5 protein-coding genes are annotated in these 23,707 nt (G+C 69.5%); 2 read left to right on the top strand and 3 right to left on the bottom strand.

The features are described from left to right. Positions 1-11 precede the first annotated feature (11 nt). On the bottom strand, positions 12-281 hold the full coding sequence (locus OV207_RS24145) for a hypothetical protein (RefSeq protein WP_267557522.1): 270 nt from the start codon (positions 279-281) through the stop codon (positions 12-14). A gap of 304 nt (positions 282-585) precedes the next feature. On the opposite strand from OV207_RS24145, the gene OV207_RS24140 reads away from it, so the two are divergent. Continuing rightward, positions 586-1,230 carry a class I SAM-dependent methyltransferase gene (locus OV207_RS24140; protein ID WP_193429067.1) on the top strand — a complete coding sequence of 215 codons (645 nt, stop codon included), beginning with the start codon at positions 586-588 and terminating at the stop codon, positions 1,228-1,230. Between the two features lie 107 nt (positions 1,231-1,337). Next, on the top strand, positions 1,338-1,877 hold the full coding sequence (locus tag OV207_RS24135; protein ID WP_267557521.1) for a MepB family protein: 540 nt from the start codon (positions 1,338-1,340) through the stop codon (positions 1,875-1,877). A 9-nt stretch (positions 1,878-1,886) separates the two neighbouring features. Here OV207_RS24135 and OV207_RS24130 read toward each other — a convergent pair whose 3' ends face one another. Continuing rightward, positions 1,887-6,677 carry an SDR family NAD(P)-dependent oxidoreductase gene (locus OV207_RS24130; protein ID WP_267557520.1) on the bottom strand — a complete coding sequence of 1,597 codons (4,791 nt, stop codon included), beginning with the start codon at positions 6,675-6,677 and terminating at the stop codon, positions 1,887-1,889. Next, positions 6,674-23,476: a non-ribosomal peptide synthetase/type I polyketide synthase gene (locus OV207_RS24125; RefSeq protein WP_267557519.1), complete on the bottom strand. Its 16,803-nt coding sequence runs from the start codon at positions 23,474-23,476 to the stop codon at positions 6,674-6,676. Before OV207_RS24125 ends, OV207_RS24130 begins: the two co-directional genes overlap by 4 nt. Between the last annotated feature and the right edge of the window lie 231 nt (positions 23,477-23,707).

Below are 23,707 nucleotides of genomic sequence, written 5' to 3'. Positions count from 1 at the left end.
TGTCTCCAGGCTCAGCGGTGGTTCGCGAGGGCGGGCTGCTTCAGCGCCCCCTGGGCAATCCAGCTCTCGATACGGGGCGCGTCCGGCAGCATGCGCAAACGGTCCGACAGCCGATCACCCGGCGACCGCTCCGGAGATACCGGGCCTGCCCGGCACGGAGCCGCCGACGTCGAAGGTCCCGCCCGTTCGCAGCGCCAGCCGTCCAGGTCCCGCGGGTCCGGCAACAAGAAGTCCACGTCCACGCACCCCGCGAGTAGCAACACACCCTTCGGAAAAGGCACGGCGAACAGCCTCCACTCCGTCATGTGGATTCCCGCGAGCCTTCCCAGCCGCCCCCTGCTACTTCGGCAAGCCCGACGGAAAATTCTCTCTTCGGGGAACCATTCTTAACGGATTCTTAATTATGACGCTTACCGGCCAAGATCAATAGAAGCCGGAAGATCCGTTCTCACTTAAATTCGCGAGAAATGAGAAAGACCGTCAGAGCCGTTGATTCTTCTCTTTAACAGTAAAAATCGCCATCCTTGCAATCCACATTCTGGACCATCCTGACAGGGCTTCATGAACGGGGAGAGAAACATTCAGGTGGCGTTCCTCTACGCGGGGCAGCGCGCCGGGGCCTACGAGGCGAAGCTCCCCGGAGTCTTCAACGACGCGAAGGCTGATTATTTCCGGCGGACCGGGTTGCGCCGGGGCGATCGTGTCCTCGTCGTCTGCTGCGGCTCGGGCAAGGACCTGCCGTTCCTGATGGAGAAGGTGGGGCCGGAAGGACACATCCTGGGGGTGGACTTCTCCGACGACATGCTCGCGTTGGCGCGGGAGCGGGTGGAGAAGGCGGGGTGGCGCAACGTGGAGCTGAAGCACGCGGACGTCACGCGCTTCAACTGGAGGGAGCACGGCGCCACGCAGTTCGACGCGGGCGTGTGCACGCTGGGGCTGTCCATCATCCCCCACTGGCAGGAGGCCTATCAGCGCCTGTGGAACAGCGTGCGTCCCGGTGGCCTGGTGCTCGTCGGAGACATGCAGCTGGCCACCGGCTGGAAGGCCCTCTTCAACCCGCTGACGGTCTGGCTGTCGCGCGACTACGGCGGCAGCCACGAAGGCCACCACAACGCGGGCGCCGTCTTCCGGCGGATGCACGCGGAGCTCGAGCGCTTCGAGAAGGCCGAATACATGCTGTCGTCATATGGCGGGGCCTCCGGCGTCAAGCGCGTCGCGCCCCTGGGGTGAGCGGCCAGGCAGGCCTCCTCAAGGCCATGGCTGACGAGCACGTCCAGATCCTGGCCAAGGGCTTTGAAGAGGCTAAACAAGAAGTCCATCCGCCGTGGAGCCCCCTCATGAGCGCACACCTGGTCGACCCCGCCCTGGGGCATCTCCCCCACGATCTCCTGACCGCCCTCCGGGAGGCCTACGCGCCGGCCGGGATGAACGTCACCACCCCGGCGCTGCGCGAAGAAGAGAGCGCCGAGTATGGCGCCTGCCGCTTCGCGCTCGACGGTCGCCCCATCGTCTTCCGCGTGGCCAAGACAACCCCCACCAAGGTCGGGCAGTTCGTGACGCTGTGGAAGCGGCCCGTGCCCGAAGGGGAGATCGCGCCGCTCGACAGGGACGACGGCGTGGCCTTCGTCGTGGTGAGCGTGGGCGACGCGGAGCACCGCGGCCAGTTCGTGTTCACCCAGAAGACCCTGGTGGACAAGGGGGTCATGTCCCGCGCCCACCAGGGCGGCAAGCGCGCCATCCGCGTCTATCCCCCCTGGTCCAAGCCGGTGGTGCCGGAAGCCATCAGGACGCAGAAGTGGCAGCTCCAGTCCTTCCTGCCACTTCCACTCGGTGGAAGTCCCGACCCGGCGCAGGTGCGCAAACTCTTCGCCGGGTGAGGCCTCCGCTCAGGCCACCGCGCTCGCGTTGAGCAACTGGCGCAGCTTGACCTCCAGGCCGGGCGTCAGCGGGGGATAGACGTGCTGGCCCGGGTGGCGGAACTCACTGGCGCCCGCGAAGTCCGCATAGAAGTGCGGCGCCGCCCCCAGAAACACGTCCATGTCGTTGTCGCCCACGATCTGGAGCATGGGCAGCTTGAGGGGCTGGCCGGGGCGGAACATGCCTTCCTGCTGGTGCATCGGGGAGCGCCACGGGGCCATGGCGATGAAGAAGCGAACCGAGCCCAGTCCGTGGTCCTCCCCTCGCGCCTGGAGGTGCAGCGCCACCGACGCCACCGCCGCGCCCTCACAGAAGCCGGCGATGCCGTCGAAGGGACCGTAGCGCTCCACGATCTCCCGCAGATACGCCAGCGTCACGCGCCACTGTTCGCGCTCCACATCCGTCACGTTGATCGCCTTGCCGTGATGGTGCTGCTGATAGAGCGCCTCGAAGCCGGCGCGCCACTCGCGATAGCGCGCCGTCTTGTCGTAGAGCCCGGCGCTCACCAGGTTGCTCAGCCCCACCTGCTCCAACTGCAGCTCATTGGTGAAGGCAGGCATCTCATACGGGGCATCCGGTACGACGAACTCCAGGCGTGAGCGGTCGATCCAGCCGGTCCGCTCCAGCAGGGTCCGGGCGAGGCGGGCATTGGTTCCCTGGCCTGGGAGGAACAGCACCCGCTGGCTGCGCGGCACGAACACGGACAGCGAGCCCAGGACCGGATGTCGGCTTCGCATCTCGACGGGAGCCTGGGGATTGCGGCGGTGCACCAGGGACAGCGTCGGGCGCAGCAGCTGCCACAGCGCCTGGCCCTCCTCGCCGGTGCCGCCCAGCATCCGGCTGTAGCGCTCCCACTCGTTTTCGCGCTCGACCTGGAAGCGGTCGAACGGAAGGAGTTCGAGGGTGCGCTCGGCCAGGACGCGCTTGGTCGGCTCCAGGAAGTCCCACAGCTCCAGGAGCACGCGCTCGGCGTCGGTGCTCGTCGGGGTCGCGGAGGTGATGCGCGCCAGGGCGCGTGCGTGCTCGTCAGGGTGGGCGCGGAAGTGCAGGTAGGCGGGCGCGAAGGCCTGCACGAAGAACGCGTAGCTGGCGCACATCAGCGACTTGACCTTGCGCGGCACCTGCGCGCCGTCGTTGTACGTGATGAGGTTGGGGTCTCCGTTGATCCAGAGCCCCTGCACCCTGCTGCCCTCGCCAAAGAGCCCGAGCAGCACCGAGTCGTCGGTGTGCGAGCCCAGGCACTTGAGGAAGACCTCCGCCGCGAGCTCCTGCCCGTCCTGCGTCAGCACCGAGCTGGAGGTGAATCCAGCAGCCTCCCCGACGACGATGCGCAGCTTGCCCATCATCTGGGCCAGGAAATAGAGGTCGGAGCCGGGCGGCACCGTGGCCTGATCCAGCGTCCACTCGCCCGCCGCATCCCGCGCCAGGGAGTGCAGGTCCTGCACCTCCACGCCACAGGCCGCGTAGAAGGGGCGCATCACGTCGACCACGTCGGAGACGGGCATCACCCCCTTGCTCGAATTGAGCAGCCAGTTGCAGAACGTGGAGAGCACCATGTGCTGCTGGCGGCACAAGAGGGTCACGTGCCTGGCGCCATTCTCAAGGGCGGTGCGCATGTTCTCCACGGCGAAGGCACCGTGACCGACGATCACCACCGAGGCTCCGCGGAAGAGTTCCAGCGGCGTGTCGTTGGCGACGCCCAGCCCGATGTGGCCGCCGAACGCCTCCTCGCCCGGGAACGTGTGACGGCGGGGACGGTGGAGTCCCCCCGTCATCGCGGCCACGCCTGAGACACGCATGCGTTGCGTGCGCCCGGCACGCTGATAGGTGACCTCGTATTCGGACGACTCGACCTTGCGCACGGTCTGGACCCGAGCTTCGAGATACACGGGGCCCATCAGGTCGGCCGCCGTGCTCTGGCAGCCGGTCAGGATCTCCGCCTGGGACGGGAAGCTGGTCTTCCAGCTGTGGTCACCGGGCAAGGGCATCGCCGTGCTGTCGAAGTCATAGGCCGGCGAATCAATCTGCAACTTGGAGGAAGCGTTGGCGAGCGATTGCCAGACCCCTCCGACGCGCGCGGCGGCGTCCATCACGACCACGGAGGTGCCGGCCTTCTCCAGTTGTCGGGCGAAGCTCAGCCCGCCAATGCCAGCCCCAATCACAAGCACCGGCAACTGGGAGTGAGACACCGCCGGCACCGGACGAGAGGCCGCGCGAGGAGACAGGGACGACAGGTAGCGGACCATCGCGCTCACGCTCGGACATTCGAGCACGAAGGCAGACGACAGCTCGACGCCCAGGCGCGATGCAAGGCGGTTGCGCAGCGACACGCTGCCAAGCGAATCCAACCCGCTCTCCAGGAGGGAGGCATCATCCGCGATGGGCCTGCCCACGAGTTCGGTCGCGGCTTGCCGGACAATCGCGAGCAACTCCTCCGCGGAGACATGCGTGGAGGCCGGCTCGGAATGGGTCGGACCGGCGCTCGCGCTTCGCTTGGGACGGAGGCGGGAGACGAGCGGCATCTCCAGTTGGAGCCGGTTCCAGTCGATGGGCGTGGCGCACACGGTCCCCCGCTTGCCTCCCGCCAGCAACTGAGACAGCACCGCCATGCCCAGCGAGTCGCTGATGCTCCCGAAGCCGCCCGCCTCCGCACGCCGGACCGCGTCGTGCCGCGCCGCCATTCCGCCTTCGGACCACGCACCCCACTGCACCGACAGCACCGCTTCACCCGCCGCCGACCACCGCCTCGCCAGCGCGTCCAACGTCGCGTTCGCCGCCGCGTAGCTGCCCTGCCCCGAGGAGCCGAAGGCCGCCGCCGCCGAGGAGAAGAGCACCAGGAAGTCCGGGGGCGAGAACACCTCCCGCAGGTTCCGCGCGCCGTGCACCTTCGCCCCGTACGCCAGCCGCAGCTTCTCCGCCGTCTGGTTCGGCACCGTCCCGTCGCTCAGCACGCCCGCCGCGTGCACCACGCCTCCCACCGAAGGCCACCCGGCCTCCGCCAGCCACGCTTGCGCCGCCCTCACGCTCTCCACGCGCGACACGTCGCACGCCACGCCCTCCACCCGGGCGCGGCTTCGCAGCGCCGCCAGCTCCGGCGCCAGCCCCTCCGGCGTCACGGCCGTGCGCGACAGCAGCAGCACGTGCGTCGCGCCGGCCTCCACCAGCAGCCGGGCCGCAACCTTCCCCAGTGCCCCCTGCCCTCCGCTAATCACATACGTCGCGTCCGCACGCACCGACAGCCGCTCGGCGCCCCCCACGTCACTGCAACGCCGCAGCCGCGGCACCCGGACGAGGCCCGCCGCATCCACCGACAGCTCGTCCTCCGCCTCTTCGCTCGTGGCCAGCGCGAGCACCTTCGCCAGCGGGCTTCCCGCAGCGTGCTCGATGCAGCGCACCCGCACGTCCGGGCGCTCCAGCCGGAACGTCCGCGCCAGGCCCCACAGCCCCGCATCCCCTTCGCTCTCCGCCGACGTCACGAATACCCGGCGCTCGGCCTGGGCCTCCGTCTGGAGCAGCCACAGCCCCAGCGCCACGTCCTCCTCCGTGTTGCTGCCCCACAGCGCCACCGTGGACCACCGCTGGCCCGACACCGCCCGCAGCGCCTCCGCCTCCTCCGTCACCACCACCGACGTCCAACCAGCGGGCAGCTCCCCTTCCACGGCCTTCCGCGCGAGCAGCAGGTGCTGGCCAACGGTCACTGGCCGCTCGGTGATGGGGGGTGCTGACGTCCACACCGTCTCGTAGACAGACGTGGAGGGCGTCGCTTGCTCCACGGGCGCGGCCTTGACGGCCCCGGACTTCGCCCCTGGCTTGTTCCACCCGAGCGGCACGTGCCGGAACAATCCGGGACCGCGCCCCCAGCGGACAGCCTGGCTCGACGCGATCCACTGCCGCCCTTGCTCCCCCATGTTCCGCTGGGCCATCCGCAGCAGCGTCGCCCCTGGCCCCAGTTCCACCACCGTCTTCACTTCGGCGCCTTGCTCCCACGCCTTCTCCAACGCCCCCAGGAACCTCACCGGCTTCAACAACTGCTCCGCCCAGTACGCCCCCGTCCTCAACCGCTCCGTCTCCTCCTCACCGCTCAACGTCGAGATGAAGCGCACCCCCTGCGGTGCCTTGAACTCCCTGCCCACAAGCTCCTTCTCGAACGCCTCCGCCGCGGGCCCCATCATCGGCGAGTGGAACGCGTGCGACACCCCCAGCATCGTGTGCCCACCCGCGTACGCCGCCGTCACGAAGCGCCCCAGCGCCTCCTTCGGACCCGCCACCACCGTCCGCGTCCGCTCGTTCTCCGCAGCCACCACCAGCTCCGCCGGCAGCACCTTCTGCAACTGCTCCACGGTGGCCATCACCACCGCCATGCCCCCACGCTCGCACCCCGACATCAGCCGCCCGCGCAGCGCGGCCAGCTCCAGGGCCGTCTCCTCCTCCATCACCCCCGCCGCCACCGCCGCCGCGAACTCTCCCACCGAGTGCCCCAGCACCACCGCCGGGCGCACCCCTCGCGAACGCCACATCGCCAGCTGCGCCAACTGCAACGCCACCAGCGCCGGCTGCGCGTACTGCGTCTCCTGCACCAGCTCCGCCACGCCCGCCTCGGCCGAGAGCAGCAGCTTGAGCAGCGGCACCTCCATCTTCGCTTCGAGCACCCCCGCGTACCGGCTCAGGGCCTCCTTGAAGACGGCGTTCGCCTCGTACAGCTCCCGCGCGCAGCCCGGGACCAACGCACCCTGGCCGGTGAACATCCATAGCTGCGTCATTCCCAGCCTCCGACTTCCGTAGCAGAAGGGTTCGCCTTGCGTGACACAGGCGAATCCCAGGATTCGAGTACGACGTGAGCATTCGTACCGCCAAAGCCAAACGACGAGACTCCCGCGACCAGAGGCGTCTTGTCCCCCTTTCGTCCCAGTGGCGTGGGCGCGGTCGGGATGACGGCGGAGAAGCCCTGCAGATCGATCTTGGGATTCAGCACCTTGAAGTGGACGTTGCCGGGTGCCTCGCGACGGCGCAGTACCTCCACCGCCTTGATGAGCCCCACGACACCGGCGGCGCCCTCCAGGTGCCCGATGTTGCTCTTGATGGCCCCCAGCACCACGGGCTTGTCGCGCCTCGTCCCCAGCACGTTCTTGAGCGCTTCGACCTCGATGGGGTCGCCCAGCGACGTGCCGGTGCCATGGCATTCGACGTAGTCGACGTCCCGTCCTTCCAGGCCGGCGATCTCCAGGGCCTGCCGGATGACTGCCTCCTGCGCCAGCCCGTTGGGAGCGGTCAGCGACGCGCTGCGCCCGTCCTGATTGACCGCCGTGCTGCGGATCACCGCCAGCACCTCGTCGCCCGCGGCCAGCGCATCGCTGAGGCGCTTGAGGACCACCGCCCCCACGCCCTCACCTCGGCAGTAGCCGTCGGCGGACTCGTCGAAGGTGGCGCACCGGCCCTTGACGGACAGCATCTTGGCGGCGCAACACCCGACGAAGGTGCGGTGGTGCAGCATGACGTTGACGCCACCGACGAGCGCCGCCGAGCACACCCCGCCACGCAGCTTCTCCACCGCCAGGTCCACCGCCACCAGCGACGACGAACAGGCAGTGTCGAGCGTCATGCTCGGCCCCGTCAATCCAAGCAGGTAGGAGATGCGGTTGGAGGTGATGGACGCCGAGGAGCCCGCGCCAAAGAATGGATCCGAGAGTTGATCCTCGGCATTCATGTGCGCCCAGTCGTGGTTCATCTGTCCCACGAACACACCGATGCGTGACGAGCGCAGACTGGCCTTGTCGTAGCCGGCGGCGTGGAATGCTTCGTAGGCCACCTCCAACAGCAGGCGCTGCTGGGGATCCATGGCCCGGGCTTCCGCGACCGGGATGCCGAAGAAGTCATGGTCGAAGCTCTCCACCTCGCTCATGAAGGCACCGCGCCGGGTGTAGCTCTTCCCCACGGCATTGGGGTTCGCGTCGAACACCTCGTCGATGTCGAAGCGCGAGAAGGGGACCTCGGTCACGCAGTCCGTCCCCTCCAACAACATCTTCCACAGCTCCTCCGGAGACATCACGTCGCCGGGCAGCCGGCACGCCGTGGCCACGATCGCGATGGGCTCCTCGGAGCGCTGCGACCTCGGGCGGGTCGGCGCTGGCGTGCTGGGAGTCGCGCTCTCGAAGCGTGCGGCCAGGGCGGCAGCCAGCTCCTTGAGCGTTGGATGATTCAGGACGAACACCGGCCCCAGCGTCAGGCCCAGCTCCCGACTCAGCCCCTGCGCCAGGACGACCGCGCCCAGCGAGTCCAGCCCTTGCGCCATCAACGGCTCGTCATCGAGGACCTGCCCGCCGGGCAAGCCCATCGACTCGGCCACCACGCGACGCACCAGCGCGAGCAGCTCCGCGCCCCCGGGGCCCCCGCGCGACTCCGCGGACGGCAGTGCCTTGCTCGCGCTTCGCTTGGGCCGGAAGCGGGAGACGAGCGGCATCTCCAGTTGGAGCCGGTTCCAGTCGATGGGCGTGGCGCACACGGTCCCCCGCTTGCCTCCCGCCAGCAACTGAGACAGCACCGCCATGCCCAGCGAGTCGCTGATGCTCCCGAAGCCGCCCGCCTCCGCACGCCGGACCGCGTCGTGCCGCGCCGCCATTCCGCCTTCGGACCACGCACCCCACTGCACCGACAGCACCGCTTCACCCGCCGCCGACCACCGCCTCGCCAGCGCGTCCAACGTCGCGTTCGCCGCCGCGTAGCTGCCCTGCCCCGAGGAACCGAAGGTCGCCGCCGCCGAGGAGAAGAGCACCAGGAAGTCCGGAGGAGCGAACACCTCCCGCAGGTTCCTCGCGCCGTGCACCTTCGCCCCGTACGCCAGCCGCAACTTCTCCGCCGTCTGGTTGGGCACCGTCCCGTCGCTAAGCACACCCGCCGCGTGCACCACGCCTCCCACCGAAGGCCACCCGGCCTCCGCCAGCCACACTTGCGCAGCTCGCACGCTCTCCACTCGCGACACGTCGCACGCCACGCCCTCCACCCGGGCGCGGCTCCGCAGCGCCGCCAGCTCCGGCGCCAGCCCCTCCGGCGTCACGGCCGTGCGCGACAGCAGCAGCACGTGCGTCGCGCCAGCCTCCACCAGCAGCCGGGCAGCAACCTTCCCCAGCGCTCCCTGCCCTCCGCTAATCACATACGTCGCGTCCGCACGCACCGACAGCCGCTCGGCGCCCCCCACGTCACTGCAACGCCGCAGCCGCGGCACCCGGACGAGGCCCGCCGCATCCACCGACAGCTCGTCCTCCGCCTCTTCGCTCGTGGCCAGCGCGAGCACCTTCGCCAGCGGGCTTCCCGCAGCGTGCTCGATGCAGCGCACCCGCACGTCCGGGCGCTCCAGCCGGAACGTCCGCGCCAAGCCCCACAGCCCCGCGTCCCCTTCGCTCTCCGCCGACGTCACGAACGTCAACCGTTCGGTCCGCAGCACGGCGGGAGTCGCCACGTCGCCGCTTGCCAGTTGCAACAGTCGCAGCCCCAGCGCGACGTCCTCCTCCCCATTGTCCCCCCAGAGCGCCACGGTCGACCACCGCGAGCGGGACACCGTGGGCAACCACTGCGCCTCCTTGTCCACCACCACCATCCGCCAGCCCACCGGCAGCTCGCCTTCGAGCGCCACGCGCGACAGCAGGAGGCCCTCACCGCTCATGCCGACAGGCATCCTCAGCGCCGAGACCAGCGGCACCCACTCCGTTTCGAAGAGGCTCTCCTGGAGGCCCGCGTCCGTCCCCAACTGCCGACAGGTCAATCCTTCCAGCACCGCATACACGTCTCCGCTGTCATCGAAGAGCGTCACCGTGCCTTCCACGCCCCTGGCGCTGCTCGCGCTCACCCTCGCATGGGCCCACAGTGAGCGAGGCTGCTCCTCCACGGAGGACAGCCGCGCGTTGCGGACACTGAATGGCACACAGACTCCGCAGGTCTTCATCCCGCAGAGCCCAAGCAGTTGGATCCCCGCATCCAGGGTCGCCGGATGCAGCAGCGTCAGGCCGCGGTCGACCACGGACGCATGCACGACCTCGACCCGGGCAATCGCCTCCTCTTCGCCCAGGTGCAGATCCTTCAGGTTGCGGTAGCCGGGCCCGAACCTCGCTCCGAGCTGAGACATCGAAGCATAGAGGGCCTCCACGTCCACCGGAGCGCAGCGCCCCCGCACCGCTTCGACATCCACGCCGCTTCGAGTCAGCTCCACGCTGCTCAGGACCCGTGCGGACCGGCAGCTCGCGACCTCCTCCTTGAGGCCATCACGCTCGCCTTCCACGACCCACTGGCTGCCCCTGGAGACGCAGCGAACCAGGCCGCCCTCGCCGCTCACCACCAGCGGCCTCGGCATGATCACCTCTTCCACTTCGACACCCGCCGCCTTGACGCCGTCGGCGCCCTGCTTCAGCAGCGCGGCACCGCCCAGCAGCGTCAGATGGCTCGCGGCAGGCACCAGCACCTGCTCGCCGATGCGATGATCATTCCAACGCGACGCCTGCTCTCCCGACAGCGTCGCCACGAAGCCGTTCTCCTCCTTGCGGCTCAAGAACGGATGCGGCAACCGGCTCCACGGAATGAATCGCGGCGCGTACTCCATGCGCTGCCGGCGCTCCGCGGCGGCTCCCGGGAATGACTCCAGCACCACGTGGGCATTGGTCCCGCCAAAGCCAAACGAAGAGACGCCTGCGACCAGCGGACGCGTGTCCCCCGGTGGCCCCAACGGCGTCGGCGCGGTCGGGATGATGGCGGCGAACCCTCGCAGGTCGATCTTGGGATTCAGCGACTTGAAGTGGACGTTTCCAGGCGCCTCACGACGGCGCAGGACCTCCACCGTCTTGATGAGCCCCACGACACCGGCGGCGCCCTCCAGGTGCCCGATGTTGCTCTTCACCGCGCCCAGCACCACGGGCTTGTCGCGACGCTCCGTCAGGACATTGCGCAGCGCTTCGACCTCGATGGGGTCGCCCAGCGAGGTGCCAGTCCCGTGGCATTCGACGTAATCAACCTCCCGGCCTTCCAGGCCGGCGACCTCCAGGGCCTGCCGGATGACCGCCTCCTGCGCCAGCCCGTTGGGCGCGGTCAGCGACGTACTGCGACCATCCTGGTTGACGGCCGTGCCGCGAATCACCGCCAGCACCTCGTCGCCCGCGGCCAGTGCATCCCCGAGGCGCTTGAGGACCACCGCCCCCACGCCCTCACCGCGACAGTAGCCATCCGCGGATTCGTCGAAGGTGGCGCAGCGCCCGTTGGGTGAGAGCATCTTGGCGGCGCAGCACCCGACGAAGGTGCGGTGGTGCAGCATGACGTTGACGCCACCCACGAGCGCCGCCGAGCACACCCCGCTGCGCAGCTTCTCCACCGCCAGGTCCACCGCCACCAGCGACGAAGAGCAGGCGGTGTCGAGCGTCATGCTCGGCCCCGTCAATCCGAGCAGGTAGGAGATGCGATTGGAGGTGATGGACGACGAGACGCCGGCCCCGAAGAAGGGGTTCTTCGCCTCGCGCTCACCCGAGACAATCATCCAGTCCTGGTTGGCGACGCCGACGAAGACGCTGGTGGAGGAGCCACGCAGCCGCTTCTTGTCATAACCCGCGTCGTGGAAGGCCTCGTAGGCGACCTCCAGCAGCAGGCGTTGATGGGGATCCATGGCGCGGGCTTCCGCGAGCGAGATGCCAAAGAAGTCATGGTCGAAGCTCTCCGCCCCGCTCATGAAGGCACCGCGCCGGGTGTAGCTCTTCCCTGCGACGTTCGGATCCGCGTCGAACACCTCGTCGATGTCGAAGCGCGAGGCGGGGATGTCCGTCACGCAGTCCGTCCCCGCCACCAGCATCTCCCACAGCGCGTCCGGAGAACGGACACCCCCAGGCAGGCGGCATGCCGTGCCCACGATGGCGATGGGCTCCTCGGAGCGCTGCAATTGAGGACGTGGCGGCGGTGGCGCGCTCGACGTCGCGCTCTCCAGGCGTACGGCCAGGGCCGCGACGATTTCGTCGAGCGTCGGGTGATTCAGGACGAACACCGCCCCGAGCGTCAGGCCCAGCTCCCGACCGAGGCTCTGGGCCAGGGAGACCGCGCCCAGGGAGTCCAGCCCTTGCGCCATCAGCGGCTCATCATCGACGAACCGCCCTCCTGGCAAGCCCATCGAGTCCGCGGCCGCGCGACGCACCAGCGCGAGCAACTCCGCCGTCGTGGGCCCCCCGCGCGACTCCGCACGCGGTAGCGCATTGCTCACGCTTCGCTTGGGCCGGAAGCGGGAGACGAGCGGCATCTCCAGTTGGAGCCGGTTCCAGTCGATGGGCGTGGCGCACACGGTCCCCCGCTTGCCTCCCGCCAACAACTGCTCCAGCACCGCCGTGCCCAGCGCGTCGCTGATGCTCCCAAAGCCACCCGCCTCCGCACGCCGGACCGCGTCGTGCCGCGTCGCCATTCCACCTTCGGACCACGCACCCCACTGCACCGACAGCACCGCTTCACCCGCCGCCGACCACCGCCTCGCCAGCGCGTCCAACGTCGCGTTCGCCGCCGCGTAGCTGCCCTGCCCCACGGAACCGAAGGTCGCCGCCGCCGAGGAGAAGAGCACCAGGAAGTCCGGGGGCGAGAACACCTCCCGCAGGTTCCGCGCGCCGTGCACCTTCGCCCCGTACGCCAGCCGCAACTTCTCCGCCGTCTGGTTCGGCACCGTCCCGTCGCTCAGCACGCCCGCCGCGTGCACCACGCCTCCCACCGAAGGCCACCCGGCCTCCGCTAGCCACGCTTGCGCAGCTCGCACGCTCTCCACTCGCGACACGTCGCACGCCACGCCCTCCACCCGGGCGCGGCTCCGCAGCGCCGCCAGCTCCGGCGCCAACCCCTCCGGCGTCACGGCCGTGCGCGACAGCAGCAGCACGTGCGTCGCGCCGGCCTCCACCAGCAGCCGGGCCGCCACCTTCCCCAGCGCCCCCTGCCCTCCGCTAATCACATACGTCGCGTCCGCTCGCACCGACAGCCGCCCGGCTCCGCCCACGTCACCGCAACGCCGCAACCTCGGCACCCGGACGATGCCCGCCGCATCCACCGACAGCTCGTCCTCCGCCTCTTCACTCGTGGCCAGCGCGAGCACCTTCGCCAGCGGGCTTCCCGCAGCGTGCTCAATGCAGCGCACCCGCACGTCCGGGCGCTCCAGCCGGAACGTCCGCGCCAGGCCCCACAGCCCGGCATCCCCTTCGCTCTCCGCCGACGTCACGAATACCCGACGCTCGGCCTGGGCCTCCGTCTGGAGCAGCCACAGCCCCAGCGCCACGTCCTCCTCCGTGTTGCTGCCCCACAGCGCCACCGTGGACCACCGCTGGCCCGACACCGTCCGCAGCGCCTCCGCTTCTTCCGTCACCACCACCGACGTCCAACCGGCGGGCAGCCCCCCTTCCACGGCCTTCCGCGTGAGCAGCAGGTGTTCGCCCCTCTGCGGGAGGCTTGAATCGGCTGCCTCGTGCAGCCGCACCCACTCCGTCTCGAAGACGCTTTCCTGGACGCGCGTGTCGACACCCGCCTGCCGACAGGTCAGCCCTTCGAGCACCGCATAGACTTCTCCGGTGTCGCCAAAGAGCGTCACCGTTCCTTCCACGCTCTTGGAGCTGAGCGCGCTCACCCGAGCGTACGCCCACAGTTCCCGGGGCTGCTCCTCCATCAGGAACAGCTTCGTCGCCTGCACGTTGAACGGCAGGCAGACGCCGCACGTCCGCATCGCGCACAGCCCGAGCAGTTGGATCCCCGCGTCGAGCGTCGCCGGATGCAGCAGCGTCAGGCTGCGGTCGGCCACGGACGCGTGCTCCACCTTGATCCGGGCGATCGCCTCCTCTTCGCCCAGGGAAAGGTCCGTCAGGTTGCGATAGCCGCGCCCGAACCGTGCGCCCTGGCGGGCCAGCACCTCATACAGCGCCTCCACCTCCGTCGGGGCACAACGGCCGCGCACCGCATCGACATCCACGTCGCCGCGGACCAGCTCCGCACTGTTCAGGAGCCTTGCGGACCGACAACTCGCGACCAGCTCGCTGCTCCCATCACGTTCAGCCTGGATGCTCCACTGGCTGCCGTTGGCGAGACAGCGCACCACTCCACCCTCACCGCCCACCACCAGCGGCCGAGGCATCACCACGTCCTGGACTTCGACGCCAACGGCCTTGACGCCGTCGGAGCCCTGCTTCAACAGCTCCGCGCCGCCCAGCAGCGTCAGATGGCTCGCGGCGGGCACCAGCACCTGCTCGCCGATACGGTGGTCCTTCCACCGCTCCGCCTGCGCTCCGGACAGCACCGCCACGAAGCCGCCCTCCTCCTTGCGACTCAGGAACGGATGCGGCAGCCGCCGCCACGGCAGGAACCGGGGCGCGTATTCCATGAGCTGCCGGGGCAACGCGCCGGTGTCCACCCTGGCGCCCACGTGGGACTCCAACACCACATGCGCGTTGGTGCCGCCAAAACCAAACGAGGAGACGCCAGCGACGAGCGGGCGCGTGTCCCCTGGTCGTCCCAACGGCGTCAGCGCGGTCGGGATGACGGCGGGGAAGCCTCGCAGGTCGATCTTGGGATTCAGCTCCTGGAAGTGGACGTTGCCGGGAGCTTCACGGCGGCGCAGCACTTCCACCGCCTTGATGAGCCCCACCACACCGGCGGCGCCCTCCAGGTGCCCGATGTTGCTCTTCACCGCGCCCAGCACCACGGGCTTGTCGCGGCGCTCGCCCAGCACGCTCTTGAGGGCTCCGACCTCGATGGGGTCGCCCAGCGACGTGCCGGTGCCGTGGCATTCGATGTAGTCGACCTCGCGCCCCTCCAGGCCGGCGACCTGCAAGGCCTGTCGGATGACCGCTTCCTGCGCCAGTCCGTTGGGCGCGGTCAGCGACGCGCTGCGCCCGTCCTGATTGACCGCCGTGCCACGAATCACCGCCAGCACTTCGTCGCCCGCGGCCAGCGCGTCGCCGAGGCGCTTGAGGACAACCGCGCCCACACCCTCGCCACGACAGTAGCCGTCCGCCGACGCGTCGAAGGTGGCACAGCGTCCCACGGGCGACAGCGCCTTGGTCGCGCACGCGCTCACGAACATCCGGTGGTGCAGCATGACGTTGACGCCGCCCACCAGGGCCATGGAGCAGATGCCGCTGCGCAGCTTCTCCACCGCCAGGTCCACCGCCACCAGCGACGACGAGCAGGCGGTGTCGAGCGTCATGCTCGGCCCCGTCAACCCGAGCAGGTAGGAGATGCGATTGGAGGCGATTGAGCCGGAGACACCCGCGCCAAAGTGCGGGCTGTGGGCCTCGTGGTCACGCCCCATCGTGGTCCAGTCGTCATTGGCCAGACCGATGTGGACACTCGTCGCCGAGCCGCGCAGGCGCTTCTTGTCGTAGCCCGCGTCGTGGAAGGCCTCGTAGGCGACCTCCAGCAGCAGGCGCTGCTGCGGGTCCATGGCCCGCGCTTCCGCGACCGAGATGCCAAAGAAGTCATGATCGAAGCTCTCCACCTCGTTCATGAAGGCGCCGCGACGCGTGTAGCTGCGCCCCGCCACGTCTGGATTGGCGTCGAACACCTCATCGATGTCGAAGCGCGAGGCGGGGATGTCCGTCACGCAGTCCTTCCCCGCCAGCAGCATGTTCCACAGCGCGTCCGGCGACCGGACATCACCGGGCAGGCGGCACGACCTGCCCACGATGGCAATCGCTTCCGCGAGGTGCTCCGCGCTCGACGACGCCAGGAGGTCCTGTTCAATGCGGGCGGCGATGGGCGGGGAGTGCTTGTTGAGCAGGTTGAAGTGGTGCCCCTCGCTCCGGATCAACTCCAGCCCAGGGCACATCACACGGCAGCGCTCCAGCACGTCGGCGTCACCCTGGAAGGAGCGCGACGCCTCACGCATCATCTCCGACTGCTTTTCGAGCGGGGGGATCGCGCACTGGAAGACGAGCACGGGCGAGCGGACCGCGCCGCCCGGCGTGTAGTACTCCAGCAGCTTCTCGAAGGGTGCCGGCGCTTCCGGCGCCACGAACGGCGGCATGTGCCGAGGATCGAGCATCACGATCCGCGCGAGCCGGCCTTCGCGCTCCAACTGCAAGCCCATCTCGAACGCGAGGGTCGCCCCGAAGGACAGTCCTCCAACGGTGTACGTGTCGCACGCCGCGGTGCTCCGCATGGCCGCCACCAGCTCCGCGGCAATCCCTTCCACGTGCGTCTGGGAGGGGTCAATGACCGCGGGGATGCCCGGCATGGTGGCGTAGACCGGAACCGACAGCGCCGCGGCCAGGACGCCGAAGGTCTTCTCCGCCGTCCCCATCACACCGCCGACGAGGAAGATGGGCGTACCGGTCGTCCGGCCGTTCAACAGCGTCCACATGCCGCTCGCGCCCGAAACTGGCGCGGTCTTGAGCTGGAGCTGTTCGAACAGGTGCTGGGTGACGTCTTCCTCGGTGGGGTAGTTGAAGGCGAAGTGGACCGGAAGCTCGATCGAGTCCGGCAGGCGCGCCAGCAGTTGCCGACGGAACTGCACCAGGTCCAGCGAGGAGAATCCGGCCTCCATGAACGAGCGGTTGGCTTCAACCGCGCTCGACGGAATGAACTGCACGACGCAGTCCCGGACCAACTGTTGCAATGCCGGGCGGCTCCAGGTCTGGCGCTTCGTCGCACCGCCCGCGTCTGACAGCAATTCGAACCGCGTGCTCCTGAGGGTCAGCCGGCTCCAGTCGATGGGCGACACGCAGACCGTCCCGCGCTTGCCAGCCGCCAGCAACTGAGACAGCACCGCCGTGCCCAGCGCGTCGCTGATGCTCCCCAGGCCCTCTGCCTCCGAGCGCTTGACGGCGCCGTGCCGCGCCGCCATTCCGCCTTCGGACCACGCGCCCCACTGCACCGACAGCACCGCTTCGCCCGCCGCCGACCACCGCCGCGCCAGCGCGTCCAGCGTCGCGTTCGCCGCCGCGTAGCTGCCCTGCGCCACGGAACCGAAAGCCGAGGCAATCGACGAGAAGAGCACCAGGAAGTCCGGGGGCGCGAACACCTCCCGCAGGTTCCGCGCGCCGTGCACCTTCGCCCCGTACGCCAGCCGCAGCTTCTCCGCCGTCTGGTTGGGCACCGTCCCGTCGCTCAGCACGCCCGCCGCGTGCACCACGCCTCCCACCGAAGGCCACCCGGCCTCCGCCAGCCACGCTTGCGCAGCTCGCACGCTCTCCACTCGCGACACGTCGCACGCCACGCCCTCCACCCGGGCGCGGCTCCGCAGCGCCGCCAGCTCCGGCGCCAACCCCTCCGGCGTCACGGCCGTGCGCGACAGCAGCAGCACGTGCGTCGCGCCAGCCTCCACCAGCAGCCGGGCCGACACCTTCCCCAGCGCACCCTGCCCTCCGCTAATCACATACGTCGCGTCCGCACGCACCGACAGCCGCCCGGCTCCGCCCACGTCACTGCAACGGCGCAGGCGCGGCACCCGGACGATGCCTGCCGCATCCACCGACAGCTCGTCCTCCGCCTCCTCACTCGTGGCCAGCGCGAGCACCTTCGCCAACGGGCTTCCCACACCGTGCTCGATGCAGCGCACCCGCACGTCCGGGCGCTCCAGCCGGAACGTCCGCGCCAGGCCCCACAGCCCGGCATCCCCTTCGCTCTCCGCCGACGTCACGAATACCCGACGCTCGGCCTGGGCCTCCGTCTGGAGCAGCCACAGCCCCAGCGCCACGTCCTCCTCCGTGTTGCTGCCCCACAGCGCCACCGTGGACCACCGCTGGCCCGACACCGCCCGCAGCGCCTCCGCCTCCTCCGTCACCACCACCGACGTCCAACCGGCGGGCAGTTCCCCTTCCACGGTCTTCCGCGTGAGCAGCAGGTGTTCGCCGGAGTGGCGGGGGCTCTCCATCACGGGAGGCGAAGGCATCCACACCGTCTCGTAGACGGACGTGGAGGGCATCACCTTCGCCACCGCTGGCGCGGCCTTGCCGATCCCCAACCTCGACACCGGCTTGTTCCACCCGAGCGGCACGTGCCGGAACAGTCGAGGGCCACGAATCCCTCGGATGGCCTGGCTCGACGCGATCCACTGCCGTCCTTCCTCTCCCATGTTCCGCTGGGCCATCCGCAGCAGCGTCGTCCCTGGCCCCAGCTCCACCACCGTCTTCACTTCGGCGCCTTGCTCCCACGCCTTCTCCAACGCCCCCAGGAACCTCACCGGCTTCAGCAACTGCTCCGCCCAGTACGCCCCCGTCCTCAACCGCTCCGTCTCCTCCTCACCGCTCAACGTCGAGATGAAGCGCACCCCCTGCGGTGCCTTGAACTCCCTGCCCTCCAGCTCCTTCTCGAACGCCTCCGCCGCGGGCCCCATCATCGGCGAGTGGAACGCGTGCGACACCCCCAGCATCGTGTGCCCACCCGCGTACGCCGCCGTCACGAAGCGCCCCAGCGCCTCCTTCGGACCCGCCACCACCGTCCGCGTCCGCTCGTTCTCCGCAGCCACCACCAGCTCCGCCGGCAGCACCTTCTGCAACTGCTCCACGGTGGCCATCACCACCGCCATGCCCCCACGCTCGCACCCCGACATCAGCCGCCCGCGCAGCGCGGCCAGCTCCAGGGCCGTCTCCTCCTCCATCACCCCCGCCGCCACCGCCGCAGCGAACTCTCCCACCGAGTGCCCCAGCACCACCGCTGGGCGCACCCCTCGCGAACGCCACATCGCCAGCTGCGCCAGTTGCAACGCCACCAGCGCCGGCTGCGCGTACTGCGTCTCCTGCACCAGCTCCGCCACGCCCGCCTCTTCCGAGAGCAGCAGCTTCAGCAGCGGCACCTCCATCTTCGTTTCGAGCACCCCCGCGTACCGGTTCAGGGCCTCCTTGAAGACGGCATTCGCCTCGTACAGCTCCCGCGCGCAGCCCGGGACCAGCGAGCCCTGGCCCGTGAACATCCAGAGGCCGCTCGGCGTCAGGAGTTCTGTGTTCGAGACAGGCTGCGCATAGGACTCGAGCACGACATGGGCATTGGTGCCGCCGTAGCCGAACGAGGAGACACTCGCCACCAGGGGGGCCCCGGCCTTCCCCAGCACCGTCGGCCGGGTCGGTATGACGGCGGCGAAGCCCTGCAGATCGATCTTCGGGTTCAGCGACTTGAAGTGGACGTTGCCGGGGGCCTCGCGGCGGCGCAGCACCTCCACCGCCTTGATGAGCCCCACCACACCGGCGGCGCCTTCCAGGTGCCCGATGTTGCTCTTGATGGCCCCCAGCACCACGGACTTGTCGCGCTGCTCACCCAGCACGTTCTTGAGCGCTTCAATCTCGATGGGGTCGCCCAGCGACGTGCCGGTCCCGTGACACTCGACGTAGTCGACCTCGCGTCCCTCCAGACCGGCGACCTCCAGGGCCTGCCGGATGACCGCCTCCTGCGCCAGACCATTGGGCGCGGTCAGCGACGCGCTGCGACCATCCTGGTTGACCGCCGATCCGCGAATGACAGCCAGCACCGGATCGCCGTCAGCCAGCGCATCCCCGAGGCGCTTGAGCACCACGACGCCGACACCCTCGCCGCGCGCGATGCCATTGGCGGCGCTGTCGAAGGTGGCACACCGGCTGTCAACCGACAGCATCCGCGCCTGACACGTCGTCACGTAGGGCGTGGCGCACAGGATCATGTTGGCGCCGCCGGCCAGGGCCATGCGACAGGCGCCACTTCGCAGCTTCGTGATGGCGGCATCCACGGCGACCAGCGAGGACGAACAGGCCGTGTCGATGGTCATGCTCGGACCGGCGAGGTCGAGCGTGAAGGAGATGCGATTGGAGCTGATGGAGGGCGCCGCGCCGGTCCCGGCGTAGTCGGTGACGTGATCGAAGTCCGTCATCCAGTCGTAGTTCATCTGCCCGATGAAGACGCCGGTGGAGGAGCCGCGCAGACGCTCCTTGTCATAGCCCGCCGCGTGGAAGGCTTCGTAGGACAGCTCCAGCAGCAGGCGCTGCTGCGGATCCATGGCGCGGGCTTCCGCGACCGGGATGCCGAAGAAGTCGTGGTCGAAGCTCTCCACCTCGCGCATGAAGGCGCCGCGACGCGTGTAGCTTCTTCCCACCGCGTCCGGGTTCGCGTCGTACACCTCGTCGATGTCGAAGCGGGAGGCGGGCACGTCCGTCACGCAGTCCATCCCCGCCAGCAACATCTCCCACAAATCTTCCGGGGACATGACGTCACCGGGCAGCCGGAGCGCCCGGGCGACCACGGCGATGGGCTCCGCGGAGTCCACCGCCGAGGCCTCGCGACGCGCCGGGGCGCGAACCGTCGCGCGCCCCTCGCGGTACTCCGCCAGCCGCACCGCGCTCGGGTAGTTGAAGACGAGCGTGTACGAGAGCCGGGTGTTCCAGGCCGAGGCCAGGAGGTTGACGAGCCGCACGGCGAAGAGTGAGGACAGCCCCTGCTCCGCCAGGCTCTGGGTGGGCGAAAGGGAGTCGGCGGGCACGCCGAGCACCTGCGCGGCGAGTTGCAGGATGAGGGCGACCTCGCTGTTGCTCTCCAGCGACGGGTGGGCCGCTGCCTTCGGCTGCGAGGCATTGGCAAGCTGGCGCAGCTTCTTGGTGTCGACCTTGTTGTTACCCGTCAGCGGGAGCGCGTCGAGCACGGTCCAGCTCTGGGGCGCCATGTAGTCCGGCAGGTGTTTCTCGATGTGCGCCCGCAGCGCCTCCTCCAGGCCCCGCGCGCTGTCGGGGTCCCCGCTGGCGGTCACGAAGCCGACCACCCGGGCACTGGCGCCCGGCAGGTGCACCACGGCGGCACGCTGGACCGACGGCAGCCGCTCCGCGCAGTGCTCGATCTCCGCCAATTCGACGCGGTGACCGCCCACCTTCACCTGCGAGTCCTTGCGTCCGACAATCTCAATCTCTCCGTTGGAGAGATAGCGGCCGAGATCGCCCGTCGCGTACAGCCGCCCATGCGGCTCGACCGTGATGAACTTGCTGGCCGTGAGTTCGGCATCCCGGAAGTAGCCGCGGGCAAGGCCCACGCCGCCGATGTAGATGTCACCCACGACGCCGGCCGGCCGGTACTCGAAGCGCGCATCCAGCACGGACAGGGTCTGGTTGGAGAGCGCCCGCCCGTACGGCACCAGCTCCGTGCCCAGCTCACGCGAGGCGCGGGTGATGACGTGGTAGTTGGACCAGATGGAGGCCTCGGTCGCGCCGCCCAGCGCCACGAGCTGGAGGTCCGGGAACAGGGCCAGGGCATGGTCCGCCATCGGCATGCTGATGGCGTCGCCACTGAGGAGCGCGGTCTTCAAGGGCAGGGTCGCGCCCGGCGGCCGCGAGGCGAGCAGCATCTCGAAGGAGGTCGGGACGGTGTTCCAGACCGTCACCCCGTGCTGATGGAGCTGCTGCCACCAGTAGTCCGGATCACGCGTCCCGTCGGGCTTGCAGACCACCACCGTGCCACCAGCGGCCAGCGTCCCGAAGATGTCCCAGACGGAGAGGTCGAAGCTGAGCGAGGAGATCGCGAAGGTGACGGTCCGCGCGCCGAGTCCATAGCGCGCGTTGATGTCGAGGCAGGTGTTGACGGCGGGGCCATGCTCGATCTCCACGCCCTTGGGCGCCCCGGTCGAACCGGACGTGAAGATGACGTAGGCCAGATCCTCGGGGGCCACCTGGGCAGGCCGGGGCTCCCGGCCCTCCACCTCCGACACCAGCGCGCGATGCACGCGGAGGGTGCGGATGGCGCCATCGGCTTGCTGCGCGCGGTGCCAGTGGCGGTCGGCGCTCACGCACTTGTCCTGGACCAGGGCGATGTCGCAGCCGGCCAGGGTGAGGATGCTGCGCAGGCGGTCGTCAGGATTGCTCGGGTTGAGCGGCAGGTAGTGGGCACCACACAGCAGGATGCCCACCGTGGCGACGACCTGCTCCCAGCCCTTCTCCATGACGATGGCCACGCAGGAGCCGGCGCCGACCCCAGCGTCCTGCAGGCGGAGCGCGGAGGCCCGGGCCAGCGCCAGCAGCTCCCGATACGTCAGTGAGACTTCCTGATCGATGACGGCGACAGCGTCGGGCGTCGCGTGCGCGGACCGCTCCACCAACCCATGAAGCAGGCGCGGCGCCTGGGGATCGAAGTCGACGTGGGTCTGGTTCATGCCCACGCGCAGCGCCAGCACTTCGGGAGGCAGGGTCGAGGAGCGCAGGTTTCCGGTGGCCACGCCTTCCAGCAGGTGCTGGAAGCAGGACAGCATGTCGCGCATCAGCTCGCGCTCATGGACGTTGCTGTCGTAGTCCCAGTTGATCCGCAGCTCGCCGTCAAGCTCATAGACCTGATGGTCCAGCGTGATCTGCGGCGTCTGGGTTTGTTGGAAGTGCAGGCGCGTGCGACAGCCCTCAAGCCCCAGATCCGAGCCGACGATGCCGAGAAAGGAGGTGAAGACAATCGGGAAGCTGAGGTGCGGATCCGCGCGGTGCTTGCGCAGCATGCGCACCACTTCGAGCCCGCTCAGGTCGCTGTGTTCGAGCCCCTGGCTGAGCTCCTGGTGGATGGAGAGGGCGCGCTCGGCGATGCCCGCATGCCGTCCGGTGATGGCGCAGAGCAGGATGTTGGTGAACTCACCCACGACGCCGGTGAAGTCGTTGTCGCGGGCCACCGGCCGCTCGGACATGGTGACGGTGACCGCGAAGTCGGGATCCTCGGAGTAGAAGCCGAGCACCTCCGAGAACACCGCGAGCAGCAAGGCATTGGACGTGACCTTCAGCGCACTGGCGCGGGCCTTCAGCGCGCTCCAGGGGCCAGCGCCCAGCCGGAGGGACTCCCGCTGGAAGTCGACCGTCCGGGCGCCATCGCTCTTGCGGCGGGGAAGCTGCGGCGGGGCGGGCATCGCCTCGAACCGCGAGGCCCAGTACTCGACGGACGCCGGGGAGGGCTGCCGGGTCCCCAGCTGGTGGCAATGGTCCCGGAACGAGAGCCCGGCCTCCACGGGGTCGCGGGGAGCGCCCCCCTGCCGGAGGCGGCCATAGTGCCCGGCCACCTCGCGACACAGCAGCATCGCGCTGGTGGCGTCGATGAAGAGCATGTCCAGCAGGAGGTGGATCCGGACGGTGTGTTCGCCCAGCCGGCTCACCCGGAGGTCCCAGTGGAGGTCCGGCTGGGACTGCAACACCGTCATGCACTCGCGACGCCGCCGCTCCAGGTCCTCCACCGCGAGCGCGTCCAGGCGCAGGGGCGCGCGGCGCTCGGCATCGGAGAGCACCCGCTGCCGGGTCCCGTCGACGATGACCGCGTGCAGCATGGGATGGCGGGCGACGACCTCGCGCACCGCCTGCTCGAAACAGGCGACGTCGAGGCCCTCCACATCGAACTCGGAGTAGACCTGACAGGGACAGTCCTCGCTCGCCCCGATCACATAGGACACCTGCATGGGGGTCAGCGCGAACGCCCCGTGCGGGGCCAAGGCATCACCGTCCGCCCCGCGCGCCGGCGCGTCCCCCGCGTCCACCGCCGCCTGCCGGAGGGACGCAGCCGCCTGCGCCACCGTCAGTCCGTAGAGCACCTGGTACGACGGCATGGGGACGAAGGCGCCCCGCACCCGCGTCGCCGTCAGCGAGTCCATCCCCAGGTTCCCGAGCAACACGCCGGACTGACGTTCCAGCTCCGAAGGCGAAGTGCCCAGCAGGGAAGCGAGGACTTCAACAGGCGAGAGGGAAAGCGCTGAACGCTTCATGGACTTGACCGATCATGGCGAAGGGACTGGGTGGCATTGCTCCCCCCACCACCCCAGTGGAGTCCCGCCTGCCGCCGGGAACCGGGGCGCCGGGAGAACAGCCAAAGCGAGCGGGTGTATAGCAAACGACACTGACGCCCC

The sequence above is a fragment of the Corallococcus sp. BB11-1 genome (assembly GCF_026626625.1).
Lineage (GTDB): Bacteria > Myxococcota > Myxococcia > Myxococcales > Myxococcaceae > Corallococcus > Corallococcus soli.
Note: the sequence above shows the minus strand (reverse complement) of the source record. Positions and strands in the feature narration are given on the sequence as shown.

What these genes read in the sequence shown, in the direction of transcription:
- OV207_RS24135 (WP_267557521.1), top strand. Translation starts at nt 1,338, where the DNA reads ATGAGCGCACACCTGGTCGACCCCGCCCTGGGGCATCTCCCCCACGAT.
- OV207_RS24130 (WP_267557520.1), bottom strand. Translation starts at nt 6,677, where the DNA reads ATGACGCAGCTATGGATGTTCACCGGCCAGGGTGCGTTGGTCCCGGGC.